Annotated in this window: 17 protein-coding genes and 1 tRNA gene; 6 read left to right on the top strand and 12 right to left on the bottom strand. The window is 63.6% G+C overall.

All coding sequences use genetic code 11. The features are described 5' to 3' along the window. Window positions 1-58: 58 nt before the first annotated feature. Window positions 59-1,633: a 2-polyprenylphenol 6-hydroxylase gene (gene ubiB / locus LB516_RS22555; RefSeq protein ID WP_140721201.1), complete on the bottom strand. Its 1,575-nt coding sequence runs from the start codon at window positions 1,631-1,633 to the stop codon at window positions 59-61. Between the two features lie 70 nt (window positions 1,634-1,703). After that, window positions 1,704-2,480: a bifunctional demethylmenaquinone methyltransferase/2-methoxy-6-polyprenyl-1,4-benzoquinol methylase UbiE gene (ubiE, locus tag LB516_RS22550; protein WP_140793755.1), complete on the bottom strand. Its 777-nt coding sequence runs from the start codon at window positions 2,478-2,480 to the stop codon at window positions 1,704-1,706. 133 nt (window positions 2,481-2,613) lie between these two features. On the opposite strand from ubiE, the gene LB516_RS22545 reads away from it, so the two are divergent. The 3 genes from LB516_RS22545 to LB516_RS22535 all read left to right on the top strand — a co-directional run bounded on the left by LB516_RS22545 (window position 2,614) and on the right by LB516_RS22535 (window position 5,042). Continuing rightward, window positions 2,614-3,588, top strand: coding sequence for an adenosine deaminase (locus tag LB516_RS22545; protein WP_140721207.1), 975 nt, complete (start codon window positions 2,614-2,616; stop codon window positions 3,586-3,588). A gap of 139 nt (window positions 3,589-3,727) precedes the next feature. Continuing rightward, window positions 3,728-4,357, top strand: coding sequence for a uracil phosphoribosyltransferase (upp, locus tag LB516_RS22540; RefSeq protein ID WP_015315749.1), 630 nt, complete (start codon window positions 3,728-3,730; stop codon window positions 4,355-4,357). A 121-nt stretch (window positions 4,358-4,478) separates the two neighbouring features. Then, the gene (locus LB516_RS22535) at window positions 4,479-5,042 is read left to right on the top strand and encodes a TIGR02281 family clan AA aspartic protease (RefSeq protein ID WP_015315750.1); all 564 of its coding nucleotides are present in this window, start codon (window positions 4,479-4,481) and stop codon (window positions 5,040-5,042) included. 6 nt (window positions 5,043-5,048) lie between these two features. Here LB516_RS22535 and deoA read toward each other — a convergent pair whose 3' ends face one another. From deoA to LB516_RS22505, 6 genes are all read right to left on the bottom strand, one after another. Beyond that, complete coding sequence (deoA, locus tag LB516_RS22530) at window positions 5,049-6,368, bottom strand: thymidine phosphorylase (protein WP_224720396.1); 1,320 nt, start codon at window positions 6,366-6,368, stop codon at window positions 5,049-5,051. Next, the gene (locus tag LB516_RS22525; RefSeq protein ID WP_140713251.1) at window positions 6,368-7,177 is read right to left on the bottom strand and encodes a purine-nucleoside phosphorylase; all 810 of its coding nucleotides are present in this window, start codon (window positions 7,175-7,177) and stop codon (window positions 6,368-6,370) included. Before LB516_RS22525 ends, deoA begins: the two co-directional genes overlap by 1 nt. Window positions 7,178-7,190: 13 nt before the next feature. Further along, window positions 7,191-7,583, bottom strand: coding sequence for a cytidine deaminase (gene cdd / locus LB516_RS22520; RefSeq protein WP_140618828.1), 393 nt, complete (start codon window positions 7,581-7,583; stop codon window positions 7,191-7,193). Window positions 7,584-7,648: 65 nt separating this feature from the next. Next, entirely contained in the window at window positions 7,649-8,620 is a 972-nt protein-coding gene (locus LB516_RS22515; RefSeq protein WP_015315754.1) for an ABC transporter permease, read from the bottom strand. A 1-nt stretch (window position 8,621) separates the two neighbouring features. Further along, window positions 8,622-9,761 (bottom strand): ABC transporter permease, encoded by a 1,140-nt coding sequence (locus LB516_RS22510; RefSeq protein WP_015315755.1) that lies wholly within the window; start codon window positions 9,759-9,761, stop codon window positions 8,622-8,624. Next, complete coding sequence (locus LB516_RS22505; protein WP_224720395.1) at window positions 9,758-11,290, bottom strand: ABC transporter ATP-binding protein; 1,533 nt, start codon at window positions 11,288-11,290, stop codon at window positions 9,758-9,760. Before LB516_RS22505 ends, LB516_RS22510 begins: the two co-directional genes overlap by 4 nt. 216 nt (window positions 11,291-11,506) lie before the next feature. Here LB516_RS22505 and LB516_RS22500 point away from each other — a divergent pair, with 216 nt between their 5' ends. Both LB516_RS22500 and LB516_RS22495 read left to right on the top strand, forming a co-directional pair. Next, window positions 11,507-11,713: a SlyX family protein gene (locus tag LB516_RS22500; RefSeq protein ID WP_123151274.1), complete on the top strand. Its 207-nt coding sequence runs from the start codon at window positions 11,507-11,509 to the stop codon at window positions 11,711-11,713. Between the two features lie 22 nt (window positions 11,714-11,735). After that, complete coding sequence (locus LB516_RS22495; protein WP_015315757.1) at window positions 11,736-12,134, top strand: hypothetical protein; 399 nt, start codon at window positions 11,736-11,738, stop codon at window positions 12,132-12,134. Here LB516_RS22495 and LB516_RS22490 read toward each other — a convergent pair. From LB516_RS22490 to LB516_RS22475, 4 genes are all read right to left on the bottom strand, one after another. Further along, a complete protein-coding gene (locus LB516_RS22490; protein WP_224720394.1) occupies window positions 12,113-12,589 on the bottom strand; it encodes a GNAT family N-acetyltransferase in 477 nt (158 codons plus the stop codon). The genes LB516_RS22495 and LB516_RS22490 overlap by 22 nt on opposite strands. A 101-nt stretch (window positions 12,590-12,690) precedes the next feature. Next, window positions 12,691-13,680 carry a BMP family protein gene (locus LB516_RS22485; RefSeq protein ID WP_015315759.1) on the bottom strand — a complete coding sequence of 330 codons (990 nt, stop codon included), beginning with the start codon at window positions 13,678-13,680 and terminating at the stop codon, window positions 12,691-12,693. A gap of 243 nt (window positions 13,681-13,923) precedes the next feature. Further along, window positions 13,924-14,247 (bottom strand): hypothetical protein, encoded by a 324-nt coding sequence (locus tag LB516_RS22480; RefSeq protein WP_015315760.1) that lies wholly within the window; start codon window positions 14,245-14,247, stop codon window positions 13,924-13,926. Window positions 14,248-14,378: 131 nt separating this feature from the next. Beyond that, on the bottom strand, window positions 14,379-15,107 hold the full coding sequence (locus LB516_RS22475; RefSeq protein WP_041163322.1) for a hypothetical protein: 729 nt from the start codon (window positions 15,105-15,107) through the stop codon (window positions 14,379-14,381). A 372-nt stretch (window positions 15,108-15,479) separates the two neighbouring features. Between LB516_RS22475 and LB516_RS22470 the strand changes: the two genes are divergently transcribed. After that, a tRNA-Ser gene (locus tag LB516_RS22470) sits at window positions 15,480-15,569 on the top strand. The last annotated feature ends 211 nt before the right edge of the window (window positions 15,570-15,780 follow it).

The following is a 15,780-nucleotide window of genomic DNA, read 5'->3' as shown; positions in this document are numbered from 1 at the left end:
GGCGATGATAGCAATGCAATCAAATTGCCGCAAGCAGCTGGCTTGCCGCGAATACGGCCTAATGAAGCTGCCAGGCAATGTAGACCAGCGTCAGCGCGATCACCCATAATGCGACACGGCCGGAACGGCTGTAGCGCGCTTCGGCCTTGCCTATGGCGCGGGCGGTCGCCTCATCGAAGCGCAGGCCGTGCTCGGCCATCAGGTCGATCTCTCGCGACAGCCGTTCCGTACGGGCCGCGAGTTCCGGCGCCTGGCGGATCAGCGCCAGCATCGCCTTGCCGCCGTCGCGCGCGTCGGCCAGCAAGCCGCGTGGCCCGAGGTTCCCGGCTATCCAGCCGCCGACCACCGGTTCGGCGGTCTTCCACATGTTGAAAGCCGGATCGAGCGTGCGCGCCACGCCCTCGACAACCACCATGGTCTTCTGTAGCAGGATCAATTCCGGCCGTGTCGCCATGTCGAAGAGTTCGGTCACCTCGAACAGCAGCGTCAGAAGCTTGGCCATCGAAATGGTTTCGGCGGGTTGGCCGTGGATCGGCTCGCCGATGGCGCGGATCGCCTGCGCGAAGGCAGAGACATTGTGCTGGCGCGGCACATAGCCGGCCTCGAAATGCACCTCGGCGACGCGCAGATAGTCGCGTGTGATGAAGCCGTAGAGGATCTCCGCGAGGAAGCGGCGCTCCTTCTTGCCGAGGCGTCCGGCAATGCCGAGATCGACGGCGACGATGGTGCCGTTCGCCTCGACGAACAGATTGCCCGGATGCATGTCGGCGTGGAAGAAGCCGTCGCGCAGCGTGTGGCGCAGGAAAGACTGGATGAGGTTGGTGGCGATTGCCTTCAGGTCATGGCCGGCGCTTTGCAGGCCGGCGATGTCGTTCATCTTGACGCCGTCGACCCATTCCATGGTCAGCACGTCGCGGCCGGTGCGTTCCCAGTCCACCGAAGGGACGCGAAAGCCAGGGTCTTCCCTGGTGCTTTGGCCAAGTTCCGAGAGCGCGGCCGCCTCGAGGCGCAGGTCCATCTCGATCCTGGTGGTCTGCGCCAGCGTCTCGGTCACCTCGACCGGCCTCAGCCGGCGCGACGACGGTATGTATTTCTCCTGCAGGCGGGCGGCGAGGAAATAGCTTTCGAGGTCCTGGAAGAAGCGGCGGCGCACGCCCGGCCGGATGACCTTGACCGCTACCTTCCTGGCGACGCCACCATCGACGGTTTCAGCGGCATGGACCTGGGCGATGGAAGCCGCGGCGACCGGGTCGCCGAACTGCTTGTAAAGATCGCCGAGTTTGCGCCCGAGCGAGGCTTCGACGGCGGCCACCGCTTCGGCTGTCGGGAAGGTGTGCATCTTGTCCTGCAGCATGGCGAGATCGAGCGCCATGTCGTTGCCGACGACATCGGGCCGCGTTGCCAGGAACTGACCAAGCTTGACGTAGGATGGGCCGAGCCGGACCACCGCCTTGGCCAGCCGATCGCTGCGCTCATAGGCGAGCGCGCGGCGGCGGGTGAACAGCCGCGCCAGCCGCCAGCCGAATTTCGGCAGGCCGGATAGTTCCTCGCCGGGCAAGGCGGCAACGACGCCCTCGCGCACCAGCACCCAACCGGCCCGTACGAGCCGGAACGCCGCGCTGACGGTGCTCATGGCCGCGTCCGCCCTACCGGTTCATCGAACTGGCGCAAGGCTCGTCGCGTGAGGAAGATCGGCGACGGCTTCAAAGCTTCCAGCCCGAATGCAGGGCCGCTATGCCGCCGGAATAGTTGCGGAAGGAGACGCGGTCGAAGCCGGCCCGAGAAATCATCGCCGCGAAGTTTTGCTGATTGGGGAATTTTGCGATCGATTCGACCAGATAGGAATAGGGCTCGCCGTCCCCGGTGACCAACTTGCCGATCCTGGGGATGGCATTGAACGACCAGGCTTCGTAGACCTTGTCGAGCAGCGGCATCTCGACCTCGGAGAACTCCAGGCACAGGATACGGCCGCCGGGCTTCAGCACGCGGAACGCCTCGCCCAGGGCCACGTCGATATGCGGGACATTGCGAATGCCGAACGCGATGGTGTAGGCGTCGAAGCTGGCGTCAGGGAAGGGCAGTTCCTCGGCATTGGCCTCGACGAAATCTGTGTTGCCGGACAACCCCTTCTTTTCAGCCCTGTCGCGACCGACGGCAAGCATCGAGCCATTGATGTCGAGCACGGTGGCATGGGCATGGCCATGGCTGGCATCGACGATGCGAAAGGCGATGTCGCCGGTACCGCCGGCAACATCGAGCACGCGCCAGCCCGCGCGCTTGGGCGGATTGAGCCAAGCGACCATGGCATCCTTCCACAGCCGGTGCAGGCCAGCAGACATCAAATCGTTCATCAGGTCGTAGCGGTCAGCGACCTTGTGGAAAACATCGTTGACCAGGGATTGCTTCTCGCCTTCCCCTACACGCTTGAAACCATAGGAGGTTTCCATGCCGCCGGCGGCCGTGGTTCTCTCAACTGACATTTTTTTGATCCGTCATAAAACCGGCGGGACCATAGCCGATCGATGATGCGGGCGCTATTGTTTAAGGCGCGGTGTTCAGCCGCGCTTCCAGGTGGTGGGTTTCGAGACCTGGACTGACCGACGGGATGTTTGAATGCCTCTGAAAGCGGAACTGCACTGCCACATCGAAGGGGCAGCGGCGCCCGATCTCGTCATCCGCCAGGCGCAGAAATACGGCAAGGACACCTCGCCTTATATCCAGAACGGTTCCTTCGTCTGGCACGATTTCACCTCCTTTCTCGCGGCCTATGACTTCTCCGCCGACCTGTTCCGGACCGAGGAGGATTATGCGCGGCTGGCCGACCACTATCTGACCAGTCTGGCCCGCGATGGCGCCATCTACTCCGAGGTATTCACCTCGCCGGACCACGCGGCGAAAGCCGGGCTGTCACCCAAGGCCTACACCGATGCGCTCGGCGAAGGCATGCTGCGCGCCAAGGCAAAAACCGGCATCGAGGGGCGCATGATCGTCACCGGCGTGCGCCATGTCGGTGTCGAGTCGATCGAGCGTGCGGCACGCTTCGCGGCGCGTTGCGGCCATCCGCTGGTCACCGGGTTCGGCGTCGCCGGCGATGAGCGCATGGGCGAGATGGAGGACTATGTCAGGGCTTTCGAGATCGCGCGCGAGGCCGGGCTCGGCATCACCGTCCATGCCGGCGAACTGACGGGCTGGGAAACCGTCCAGGCGGCACTCGACCATATCCGCCCGTCGCGCATCGGCCATGGCGTGCGCGCCATCGAAAACCCTGACCTTGTCCGGCGCATCGCCGACCAGGGTGTCGTGCTGGAATGCTGCCCCGGCTCCAATATCGCGCTCAAGGTGTTCGACAGTTTCGCCGACCATCCCTTTCCCGCCCTGCAGGCGGCCGGCTGCAAGGTGACGCTCAACTCCGACGACCCGCCCTATTTCTGGACCTCGCTGAAGCACGAATACGATATCGCCGCCGAACATTTCTCGATGAGCGAAAAGGCGCTTGCCGCTGTCACCAGAACAGCCATCGAAGCCGCCTTCGTCGACAGGAAGACCAAGACAGCGCTTCTTGGTCGGTTGGACGCGAAAGTTCGATGAACAGTGAGTAGTCGGTCGATAGTGACGGTGCACGCATCGAGCGGTTGAAGGCCGGCGCTTTCACTGACGCAGGGACTCGCAAATCGGCTCACTATTCACTACTCACTGTTCACCACTCACTATTCCGCCGGAGCACATCATGAAGGGCGTCACCGTCGTCGATCATCCGCTTGTCCAGCACAAGCTGACCATCATGCGCAAGAAGGAGACCTCGACGGCCGGCTTCCGGCGGTTGCTGCGTGAGATATCGCTGCTGCTCGGCTATGAGGTCACCCGCAATCTCGAACTGACGACGACAACGATCGAAACGCCTATGGAGACGATGGAGGCTCCGACGCTGGAGGGCAAGAAGCTGGTCTTCGCCTCGGTGCTGCGCGCCGGCAACGGCTTGCTCGAAGGTTTGCTCGACCTGGTGCCGGCGGCCCGCGTCGCCCATGTCGGCCTCTACCGCGATCATGAAACGCTGGAGGCCGTCGAGTATTTCTTCAAGGCGCCGAGCGACCTCGCCGACCGGCTGGTCATCGTCGTCGACCCGATGCTGGCGACAGCCAATTCGGCGATCGCGGCGATCGACAAGTTAAAAGAGCGCGGCGCCACCAACATCCGCTTCCTGTGCCTGCTGGCGGCGCCCGAAGGCATCGAGCGCTTTACCAAGGCGCATCCGGATGTTCCGGTCTTCACCGCGTCCATCGACCGCCAGCTCAACGAGAAGGGCTACATCATGCCCGGCCTTGGCGATGCCGGCGACCGCATGTACGGGACGAAGTAATACCCGAGCAATGTGCTTGGTATTTTTTACCAGGCGTTTACGCAAAGACGTGGTTCCGGCGCGCGTTAAAGCGGCAAACACCATCCGGCGCTAATGATCAGCTCTTCACAAAGGCCGATCCATGCTGCGCAAGCTTCTCATTCTCAGCGTCTTTGCCGGTGCGTCGGCATCGATCCCGGTCGTCTACCAGTCGAATCCGCGAATATTCGAAAACCTGCTGAAATCGGCGGTGACGGCCAAGCCAGCGGCCGAGACGCAACCGGATGTCAGCCTGGCCTCCGTTCCCGACAAGCCGGTAGCGCCGCTGCCGACCGGCCGGAAGGTCGTGGTCGCGGCGGACGGGCGCGGACACTTCTCGTCGACCTTCAGGCTCAACGGCCGTCAAGTCGACGGCATGATCGACACCGGTGCGACGCTGGTCGCGGTCAATATGTCGACGGCACGCCGGATCGGACTGTCGCTCAATCCCTCCGATTTCAGCCACGAAGTCAACACCGCCAACGGCACCATCAAGGCAGCCGTGGTGACGATTGATCGTCTGCAGATCGGCAGCATCAGCGTCGAAGGTGTGCAGGCGATCGTACTCGACGACAGGGCACTGCGCACCAACCTGATCGGCATGAGCTTTCTCAACAGACTCGGCAAATACCAGGCCGAAAACGGCACATTGCTGCTGGTTCAGTAGGTCCACTCAGCCACGCGGCAGAATCCGCCGGATGACCGACTTGTCGGCGGCCGGCTTCGAAGCGCCGATCGCATAGGCTGAAAGCACGGTCGCGGCCGCCGTCTCGGCATCGGACGGTGAGCGGGCGTGGATCAGCGCCAGCGCATCTCCGGCGTGTACTTCCGCGCCTATGGGCAGCAGCCTGGTGATGCCGACCGAGGGGTCGATCCTGTCGTCGGGCCGGGTGCGCCCGCCGCCCAGGCCGACGACCGCGAGACCGATGTCGCGGGTGGCGATGCCAGTGACGAAACCCTCCGACGTCGCCTTCACCGCGATTTCCGTTGCTGCTTCCGACAGATATTTCTCTGGCTTCTCGATGAAATCGGCGGGGCCGCCAAGCACCGTCACCATGCGCGCGAAGGTGGCGGCTGCGCGGCCGCTGGCGAGTGTCTCGGTGGCGCGTCGCATGCCGTCCTGGTTCGACGATACCAGTCCCGCCGACTGCAGCATTTCGGCTGCCAGCGCCAGCGTCACGTCCTCCAGCCGCCGGTCGCGCAGGCGGCCGGTCAGGAAATCGACGGCATTGCGCACCTCGACGGCATTGCCGGCGGCGGAGGCAAGCGGTTCGTTCATGCCGGTGATTAGCGCCGAGACTTTCAGTCCGGCGCCGCTGGCGACCTCGACGAGGCTATTGGCAAGCGTGGTCGCATCCCGGGATTTCTCCATGAAGGCGCCATTGCCGACCTTGACGTCGAGCACCAGCGATTGCAGGCCCGCCGCGAGCTTCTTCGACAGGATCGATGCGGTGATCAGCGGCACGGACTCCACGGTTCCGGTCACGTCGCGGATGGCGTAGAGCCGGCGATCGGCAGGTGCCAGGTCGGCGGTTTGGCCGATGATGGCGCAGCCGGTTTCAAGCACGGCTTTGCGGAACAGCGTGATGTCGGGTTGGCTGATATAGCCGGGAATGGCATCCATCTTGTCCAGCGTGCCGCCGGTATGGCCGAGGCCACGGCCCGAGATCATCGGCACATAGGCACCGCAGGCGGCAACGATCGGCGCCAGCATCAGCGAGACATTGTCGCCGACACCGCCCGTGGAATGCTTGTCGGTGACAGGGCCTGGCAAATCCGACCAGTCGAGCACGTCGCCGGAATCGCGCATGGCCAGCGTCATCGCCACCGCCTCGTCGCGGTTCATGCCGTTGAAGAACACCGCCATGGCGAAGGCCGCGACCTGGCCGTCGGTGACGGTACCCGACGTCACGCCGTCGATGAAGGCGGCGATCTCGTGAGGCGCCAGCCTGTGGCCGTCGCGCTTGTGACGGATGATTTCCTGTGGAAGCATCAGCTCTCCAGCAGCCCGTCACGGAACACGCGCTGCAGCACCGTTGCCAGCCGCGATCCGCCAACCGGCGCCATGTCCTTGGTTTCCTGGTGCGAAAGCTCGGCTCCGGTCATGCCGGCGGCCAAATTGGTGATGACCGAACAGGCAGCGACGCGCAGGCCGAGGAAACGCGCGAGAATGACTTCCGGCACGGTCGACATGCCGACGGCGTTGGCGCCCATGATGCGCGCCATGCGGATTTCGGCCGGCGTCTCGAAGCAGGGGCCCGAGAACCACATGTAGACGCCCTTGTGAAGCGCAGTGCCGGTCGCCTTCGCCGCGCCTTCGATCGCGTCGCGAATGCCGGCATCATAAGCTTCGGTGAGGCCGACGAAACGGCGGTCGCTGGGCTCGCCGATCAGCGGGTTGGTGCCGGAGAAGTTGATATGATCAGTGAGCAGCATCACCGAACCCGGCGGCATATCCGGATCGACCGAGCCGGCCGCGTTGGTGAGGATCAGTTTCGTGATGCCGATGCCGGCGAGCACTTCCAGTACCGGACGCATCGCCGCGGCATTCCCATGCTCATAGTAGTGGGCGCGGCCGGACAGCATGAGCACCGGAACGCCGGCAAACAGCCCGGCGACCACTTGGCCGGCGTGGCCGCTGACACCGCTCCTGGGAAAGCCGGGCAGGTCGGCATAGGAGACGCGGATCGGATTCTCGATCCGGTCGACTAGGCCGCCCAGGCCGGAACCCAGCACAAGCGCGGTCGACGGTGCCAGGCCGTCCAGCCTTTCGATAAGGTGGTCGACCGTTTTTTGCGTCATATCAGCCAGCTCTTCATTTCAGAATGTCGCCGCGGAAGCCGTAGGGCAGCATGTCGCCCATGGTCACGGTTTCGGCCACGCCGGTGTTGTCGCAGAGATAGAGCTTCGTTTCCGGGCGGCAGAATTCGGCCAGTCGCTGGCGGCAGCCGCCGCAAGGCGAGCATTTGGCCATGCGTTCGGCAAGGACGGCGATTTCAACGATCTTGCCGCCGCCGCCCATGACATAATGGCCAAGCGCGGTGGTCTCGGCGCACCAGCCTTCCGGATAGGAGGCGACCTCGATGTTGGCGCCGGTGAAGACGCGTCCGTCCTCGGTGCGTATGGCGGCACCCACCGGGAACTTGGAATAGGGCGCATAAGCCTTGGCCATGGCGGCCTTGGCCGCTTCGAACAGATCATGCGACATTCAGATGTTCTCTCCGATGATCGTGTCCAAAACCCGGCGCTTCGTCTGCGCCGAACTGTCGACCTTTAGCGTTCCTTGACATAGGGCACGCCGCCGGCGCGCGGCGGGATGGCCTTGCCGATGAAGCCGGCAAGCAGGATGACGGTGAGGATATAGGGCAGGGCCTGCATGAACTGCACCGACACCTTGCCGACAATGGGCAGCGGCGTTCCCTGCAGGCGGATCGACGCCGCGTCGAGGAAGCCGAACAGCAGACAGGCGAACATGGCGTTGACCGGCTTCCATTTGGCGAAGATCAGCGCGGCCAGCGCGATGTAGCCCTTGCCCGCGGTCATGTCCTTCACGAAGCCGCCATTCTGCACCATCGAAAGATAGGCGCCTGCAAATCCGGTCAGGATGCCCGTGCAGATCAGCGCGCGATAGCGCAGCCAGGCGACCGAGATGCCGGCGGTGTCGACCGCGGCCGGATTCTCGCCGACCGCGCGCAGCCTGAGGCCAAAACGCGTGCGAAACAGCACCCACCAGGTGAACGGCACCATCGCAAAGGCGAAATAGACGAGGATTGAATGGCCGGAGATCAGTTCGGCATAGATCGGACCGATGATCGGCACGCCCCTGATTGCATCGGCGCCGGGCCAGATGATCGCCTCGAATCGTTCGCCCGGTTGCAGCGCCGGCGTGCGGCCACCCTGCTGGAACCATGCCTGGCCGAGAATGATGGTCGATCCGGCGGCGACGAAGTTGATCGCAACGCCCGAAACGATCTGGTTGCCGCGATGGGTGATCGAGGCAAAGCCGTGCACCAAAGCGAAGGCGACAGAGATCAGGATCGCCATGCCGAGACCGATAAGCGCCGAATGGAACACGGAAGCCGCGGCAGCACCCGCGAAGGCGCCGACCAGCATCTTGCCTTCGAGGCCGATGTCGAAAATGCCGGCCCGCTCCGAATAGAGGCCGGCGAGGCAGGCAAGCAGCAGCGGCACCGACAGGCGGATGGTAGAGTCCAGCACCTGGATGATCGCGTTGAAGATATCCATCTCATGCGCCCTTCCCGTTGACAGCCTGCATGCCCACCGATTTCGGGCTGAACGAGGCGAACAGAGCCTGGATATAGGGCCTGAACATATGCTCCAGCGCGCCGGCGAAGAGGATGACCAATCCTTGAATGATGACGATCATGTCGCGGCTGATTGCCGGCATCTCGAAGGCGAGTTCGGCGCCGCCCTGGTAAAGCATGCCGAACAGGATCGCCGCCAGCACGATGCCGACCGGATGCAGGCGGCCCATCAGCGCCACTGCGATACCGACGAAACCGGCGCCAGAAACGAAGTCGATCGCGACATTGTGCTGGTCGCCCATCACCGGGTTGAGCGCCATCATGCCGGCCAGCGCGCCCGAGATCATCATCGCAGTGATGATGATGCGGGTTTCCGAAATGCCGGCATAGCGGGCCGCTTTCGGGCTGTGGCCATAGGTGCGCATCTCATAGCCGAGCTTGGTGCGCCAGATCAGCAGCCAGACCAGGAAAGCCATCACCAGCGCCAGCAGGAAGCAGATGTTGAGCGGGGCCGAGCGGATCTTGGCGCCGAACAATTCGATGATCCAGTTCAGTTTCGGCAGCTCCGCACCGGCGAGGAAGTTGCGCGTCTGCGGCGCCTGCGACCCTGCCGGCTTCAGCGGACCGACCAGCAGGTAGACCATGATCGAGGCGGCGATGAAGTTGAACATGATTGTCGTGATGACGATGTGCGAGCCGCGCTTGGCCTGCAGGTAGGCGGGGATCAACGCCCACAATGCGCCCACGAGCGCCGAAGCGACGATGGCCAGCGGAAATGTCAGCCACCAGGGCAGTGTGCTGTCGAAGGAAAGGCAGACGATGGCGATGCCGAGGCCGGCGATGTAGGCCTGCCCCTCGGTGCCGATGTTGAACAGTCCGCAATGCGCCGCCACCGCCACAGAAAGCCCGGTGAATATGAAGGTCGTGGCGTAGAAGAGGGTGAAGGCGATGCCGGTGCCCTTGCCAAAGGCGCCTTCGACCAGGATGACGGCGGCACGGAAGGGGTTTTCGCCGACCAGCATGACGACGAAGCCAGCGACGATGAAGGCGACCGACAGGTTGATCAGCGGGATCAGCCCGTAGTCTGCCCAGGCCGGCAATTTGGCGTAAGGCGTGCTCATTGCGCCGCCTCCTGATGCTCGACACCGGCCATCAGCAGGCCAAGCTCGCCTTCGGTCGCGTCGGGGCCGCGCTCGCCGACGACCCGGCCGGCAAACATCACCAGGATGCGGTCGGAGAGCGAGCGGATCTCGTCTAGCTCGACCGAGACAACCAGCACCGCCTTGCCCTGGTCGCGCATGGCGATCAGGCGCTTGTGGATGAACTCGATGGCGCCGACGTCGACGCCCCGCGTCGGCTGGCCGACGATCAGCACGCCGGGGTCCTGCTCGATTTCACGCGCGAGCACTATCTTCTGCTGGTTGCCGCCGGAAAAATTGGCCGTCTTCAGGCGCGGATTGCCGGGACGAATGTCGTATTTCTCGATCTTGTCCCTGGCATCGGCCATGATGGCATCGATGTTGAGAAACGGTCCTCTGAGGTAACGGGGATCGTCGTGGTAGCCGAGGATCGAATTCTCGTTCTCCTCGAAAGCCAGCACCAGCCCGACATGGTGGCGGTCTTCCGGTACGTGGGCGAGGCCGCGGTCGCGCAATTCGCCGGGATCGGCCTTGCCGGTGAGATCGATCGGCTTGCCGTCGAGCGTCACGGACCCGGAAACGGCGCGCCTGATGCCGGAAATCGCCTCAAGCAACTCGGATTGCCCGTTGCCGGCGACGCCGGCGATGCCGACGATCTCGCCGGCTCTGATATCGAAGGAGACGTCGTCGACCATGGTGACGCCACGGGAATCCCTGACCGTCAGGTTCTTGACCGCGAGCTTGACGGCACCGGCTTCGGCCTCGCCCTTTTCGACCCTCAAGAGGACACGCCGCCCGACCATCAGTTCGGCCAGTTCCTCGACAGTGGTTTTCCTGGTCTCCCGGGTCGCCACCATCGTGCCCTGACGCATCACCGACACGGTGTCGGTGATGGCCATGATCTCGCGCAGCTTGTGGGTGATCAGCACCACCGTCTTTCCCTGTTCCTTCAACTGCCTGAGGATGCGGAACAGGTGGTCGGCCTCGGCCGGCGTCAAAACGCCCGTCGGCTCGTCGAGGATCAGGATTTCGGCGCCGCGATAAAGCGCCTTCAGGATTTCCACACGCTGCTGCAGGCCGACCGGCAGTTCTTCGATGATCGCATCGGGATCGACGTCCAGCCCGTATTCGCGCTCCAGCCGGTCAAGCTCGGAGCGCGCCTTGGCGATGCTGCTCTTCAGAAGCGCATCGGTTTCGGCGCCGAGGATGATGTTCTCCAGCACCGAGAAATTGTCGACCAGCATGAAATGCTGGTGCACCATGCCGATGCCGAGCGCGATCGCGTCGTTGGGTGTCTTGATCGATGCCGGCTTGCCGCCGACGCGGATCTCGCCGCTGTCGGCCTGGTAGAAACCGTAGAGGATCGACATCAGCGTCGACTTGCCGGCGCCGTTCTCGCCGACGATGCCGTGGATGGTGCCGCGCGCAATCTCCAGATTGATGTCGCGGTTGGCGCGCACCGCGCCGAAACTCTTGTTGATGCCGATCAGTTCGATTGCGGCTTGCGCCATGCAGCCTGTCCCACTCTTATTTTTTTATCGCTTGGTCAAAACGCCTAGCATGGCACTCCGCCCATGCCAATTGTCCGGAGCAGCATCCACTCTCGACAAATCCCCGCGCGCTTGTCAATTTCGAACGTGGCCGAAGCTCTCACATTCGCTACTATGGCGAGGTCGATTTGACGTTGCGGCGCAAGGTGTCGCGGTACAAACTGGGGACTTTGCATGATCATGCCCGCCGACCGGCTGACGACGCTGGAAATCCGCGCCGCGGAGCAGGAGAAGACCATCGAGGAACTGTCGGGCCAGATCGCCGAGCAGTGGAAGGTGATCGAACGCATGCAGCGCAAGCTTGATGCGCTGACAGACCGCTTCCTGGCGCTTGAAGAGCAGGCGGCACCGGATGTGCCGGTGACCAAGCCGCCACACTGGTGAGGAGAGGGGGAGGGCACGGATCATGGCCGGTGAGAGCGATCGTATCGCAAGGGCCGGCGACTATGTGCTGGGCCTGATGAACGATGCCGAGCGCGAGCGGGCCGAGCGCGATCTCGAGATCGACCCTGCGTTCCGCGACGCGGTGGTGCAGCTGGCCGAGCGCATGCATGTCTTCGATCGCGCCGAAAAACCAGCCGGCGTCAATCATTGGGAACTGGTTACGCAGCGACTCGCCGAATTGCCGCAGATGCGAGGCGTTGGCTTGGGCGGCAACGATGCCAAGTCGCCGACAGTGATCCGAAGCCTGTCCCGACAGCCGTACGGCGTTGGCGTGCATTCGCTCGGCGGTAGGCGTGGACTTGTCGTCATGGCCGGGCTGATTGCGGCCTTCGCGCTCGGCTATCTCCTGGGCACATTGTGATCGAGCCGGCGCGACATCAGCATCATCGTTTCGCCGTCCTGTTCGCACAGCTCGATCGCGTCCCAGCCGAGCGCCACGTAGAACTCGCGCGCTTGCCAAGTGTAGAGGTAGAGCGTCTCGACGCCGGCTGACGCTGCATGCGCTTCGATCGCCTTGACCAGCGCGGTGCCGGTTCCCTTGCCTCGATGGCCGGCATCGACGACAAGCCCGGCCAGCCACGGTGTCAGATCATGCGCCGGTTCCAGTTCGTGGCGGACCAGCAGGCAGGTGCCTATCGGCACATCGTTCACACGGGCAACCAGAGCCTTTTCGAGGCCGTCGCTGGTCAGCAGGTTGCGGAGCCCTGCCGCATCCTCTTCCAGCGTCCTTCCCGTGCCCTCGAAGAAGGCGGCAATCCGCAGTCGCGCGACGACTTCGATGTCATGCCCGCGCATGGGTTCGATCGTTGGCTGCATTCCTCGCTCCACGCCATTTGCGAGCTTCGTTCGATCGGCAAAAGCAAAACCGCCGGGCTTTCGCCCAGCGGTTGCAGATCATGGCCGTACGCTGCCGCCGATCAATAGGGGCAGGCGTTGTCGGCTGTGTAGTCGTGCACCTTGACCGTGCCGGCGATGATGTCGGCCTTGGCTTTTTCGACGGCCGCCTTCATTTCGTCGGTCACCAGTGCCTTGTTGTTGTCGTCCATGGCGTAGTCGACGCCGCCTTCCTTGAGGCCGAGATTCTCGACACCACCCTTGAAGGTGCCGTTCTTGCCATCCATGAAGGCGGTGTAGACGGCAACGTCGACGCGCTTCAGCATCGAGGTCAGCACCTTGCCGGGCTGCAGGCCGTTCTGGTTGGAATCGACGCCGATGCCGAGCTTGCCGGCATCGGCCGCCGCCTGCAGCACACCGACGCCGGTGCCGCCGGCGGCCGCGTAAACCACGTCGGCGCCCTGGTCGATCTGCGTCTTGGCGATCTCGCCACCCTTGGCCGGATCGTTCCACGCCGCCGGCGTATCGCCAGTCATGTTCTGGATGACGTCGGTCGCGCCAGCGGACTTGGCGCCGCCGACATAGCCGCATTCGAACTTGCGGATCAGCGGGATGTCCATGCCGCCGACGAAGGCAACCTTCTTCGACTTCGACGCCATCGCGGCCATGATGCCGACGAGATAGGAGCCTTCATTCTCCTTGAACACCAGCGAGCGGACATTGGGCAGGTCGACCGCATCGTCGATGATGGCGAAGTTGAGGTCCGGGTATTCGGCCGCGACCTTCTTCAGCGCATCCTCCCAGGCAAAGCCTGCCATGACGATCGGGTTGTGGCCGTCCTCGGCGAAGCGGCGCAGCGCCTGCTCGCGCTGCGAGGCGTTGGACACTTCGAACTCGACATAGGCGACGCCGGTCTCGGTCTTGAATTTTTCGGCGCCATGGTAGGCAGCCTCATTGAAGGATTTGTCGAACTTGCCGCCCAGATCATAGAGGATGGCCGGCTGGACATCCGCGGCGAAAGCCGGAAGAACCATTGCGGTTGCGGCCAGAAGGCCGAGAACGATACGTTTCATGTGATCCACACCCTGTCGGTTATTTTTTCCGTTGCACACCGCCTGCAGCCCGGTTCTCCGGCAAGCAAACGACGTTAGCCAGGAGTGTATTGCCCTCCCGCTCCCGGGCAATCTGGCACGGCCCGAAACAAAATTCACGCGGAATTTTGACCTTTTGGAAAAGCGTGCCACGGGCAAGCCACGCCGCGATCCGATCTTGCGTGCAGCTTTCAGCAGCCGGCCGGAATGGTGCGGGAGATGGGTTCAGTTCGCGGCGAACTGTCCCGTGCGCCGCTGCCGCCGATAGCCGATGGCGTACAGCAGGAAGGCCAGCACCGCGAAGACGGCAAAGCCCGGCTGGTTGAGCACCCAGGCGATGACTGTGTCCCACAGCAGCGGACTGGCCTTGGCGCGGACGAAGGTTTCGAAGGCGGCCCGCGTGTCCGGCGAGACGGCCAGCCAACTGGCGTTGAGCGGGGTCAGCACAAGGGCCGAAGCCGCCACCGTGCGCGTCGTGTCGAGGACCGCCATGATGACGGAAACCGATAGCGCGACCATGGCCGCAAGACGAAAGACGAAGCGAAACATCAAGGCTCTCCCCCGGTTCCCCCTGGACGCTGACCAGAAGACCGCCGGCACATGTCCGAAACAGAAATAGAATGCGTGCGGTTCAGCTGCAATCGCGATACGCGAATTTAAGGCCCGCGCTTTTCTGGGCCCTATGCGACCGGCTCGCGCCTGGGGCGGTGAACGAGCCAGACGGCAAGAATGCCTCCGGCAATGGCGCCGACCACCAGCCCGGCCAATCCGATGAAGGCGGCAAAGTAGCCGCAGCCGCCCTCGAAGCAACTGACCTCGGCGACATCGGCGATCACCGAGCCAGCCAGGAAGCCGCCAACCACGCCAATGATCGCGCCCAGGACGATGCCGAGCAAGGCAGCCACGATGGAAACGAAGACCGACGGCGCTTCGATCAGCGACCTGGCATAGACGCCCTCGGCGCCGGACCCACGGCGCAGCAGATAGATGCAGAGCAGGCCGATGGCGATTTCGACGCCGCCGATAAGCAGGCTCCTGGCGGAAAAGACGAAATCGGGCACGGCGAGCACATAGGCCTGCCTCGCCAGCACCCAGGCGATGGTCGCCACCTGCCAGATGATGAACTGGCGCGGGAAGCGCGCCGAGCGGCCAAAGGCAAGGCCGAGCAAATAAAGCCCCCACAGGATGGTGATGATGTCGACGGCAAGCCCGCCAAGGAGGAAATAGAAAATCCTGTCCGGCAGGCCGGAATTGCCGGTCAGCCACCAGGCGGAGGCCAGGCCGTAGACCGACCACGCCATGACGAAGATGAGCCAGCCCACCGGCACGTAGGACAGCCCGCTGTCCGGGCGCCCGATTGGCGCCTGCCCCGGCATCCCGCCGCCCGGTTGTTCACTGCCTGATGTCATGCCCGGACGATGCCCCCCCGCAAAGCCTCCGTTTCACTCGACAGGTGGCCCGCGACGAAGTCAAGCGCGGCCGGCCTTGCGGGCTCGCCTGTGCACATCATTCGGGGCGTCGGCACCTCGAAACGGATGCCGCGGCGGCCTCGCGAAGCGCTGTGTGGCCGGCAAAGCGAATAGACTATCGTTATGGCTTGGCATTCGGCGCGGGATCGACTAGATGAGCCCCGCGCCTGTTGCTTTGACGGCTCAGGTGCCGGGGAGAGGTGTCCGCTGGTTGGCGGCACCCATAGCGCGGAAATCGCTACTCCTCCCTGAAGGGACTGCATTGTCCCCAACCCGCGCGGCGAAACCGGCCGTCGCGAAAAATGCAAGGACGGAGAGGTGGCCGAGTGGTTGAAGGCGCACGCCTGGAAAGTGTGTTTACGGGAGACCGTAACGCGGGTTCGAATCCCGCTCTCTCCGCCAGTTTCCCTTTTCGCCGGGCGCTTCTGGGTGCAGTCTAGCATACTAGCATCTCGACTATCGAACCTTAATCCGTCTTCTCGCCGGTCCGACCGAGCAGCAGCCATGGCCGGTGGATCAGGATGCAAGATTTTCGGCGCACTCAGGCGTGCGTTCCGCAAACGGTCCTGTTTGCTCCGGAACCTCCCGGCTCGCGATGCGTTACCCGGCGTCT

This window comes from Mesorhizobium sp. CO1-1-7 (assembly GCF_020164885.1).
Classification (GTDB): domain Bacteria; phylum Pseudomonadota; class Alphaproteobacteria; order Rhizobiales; family Rhizobiaceae; genus Mesorhizobium; species Mesorhizobium australicum.
This window is presented reverse-complemented; position numbering and strand designations above follow the sequence as displayed.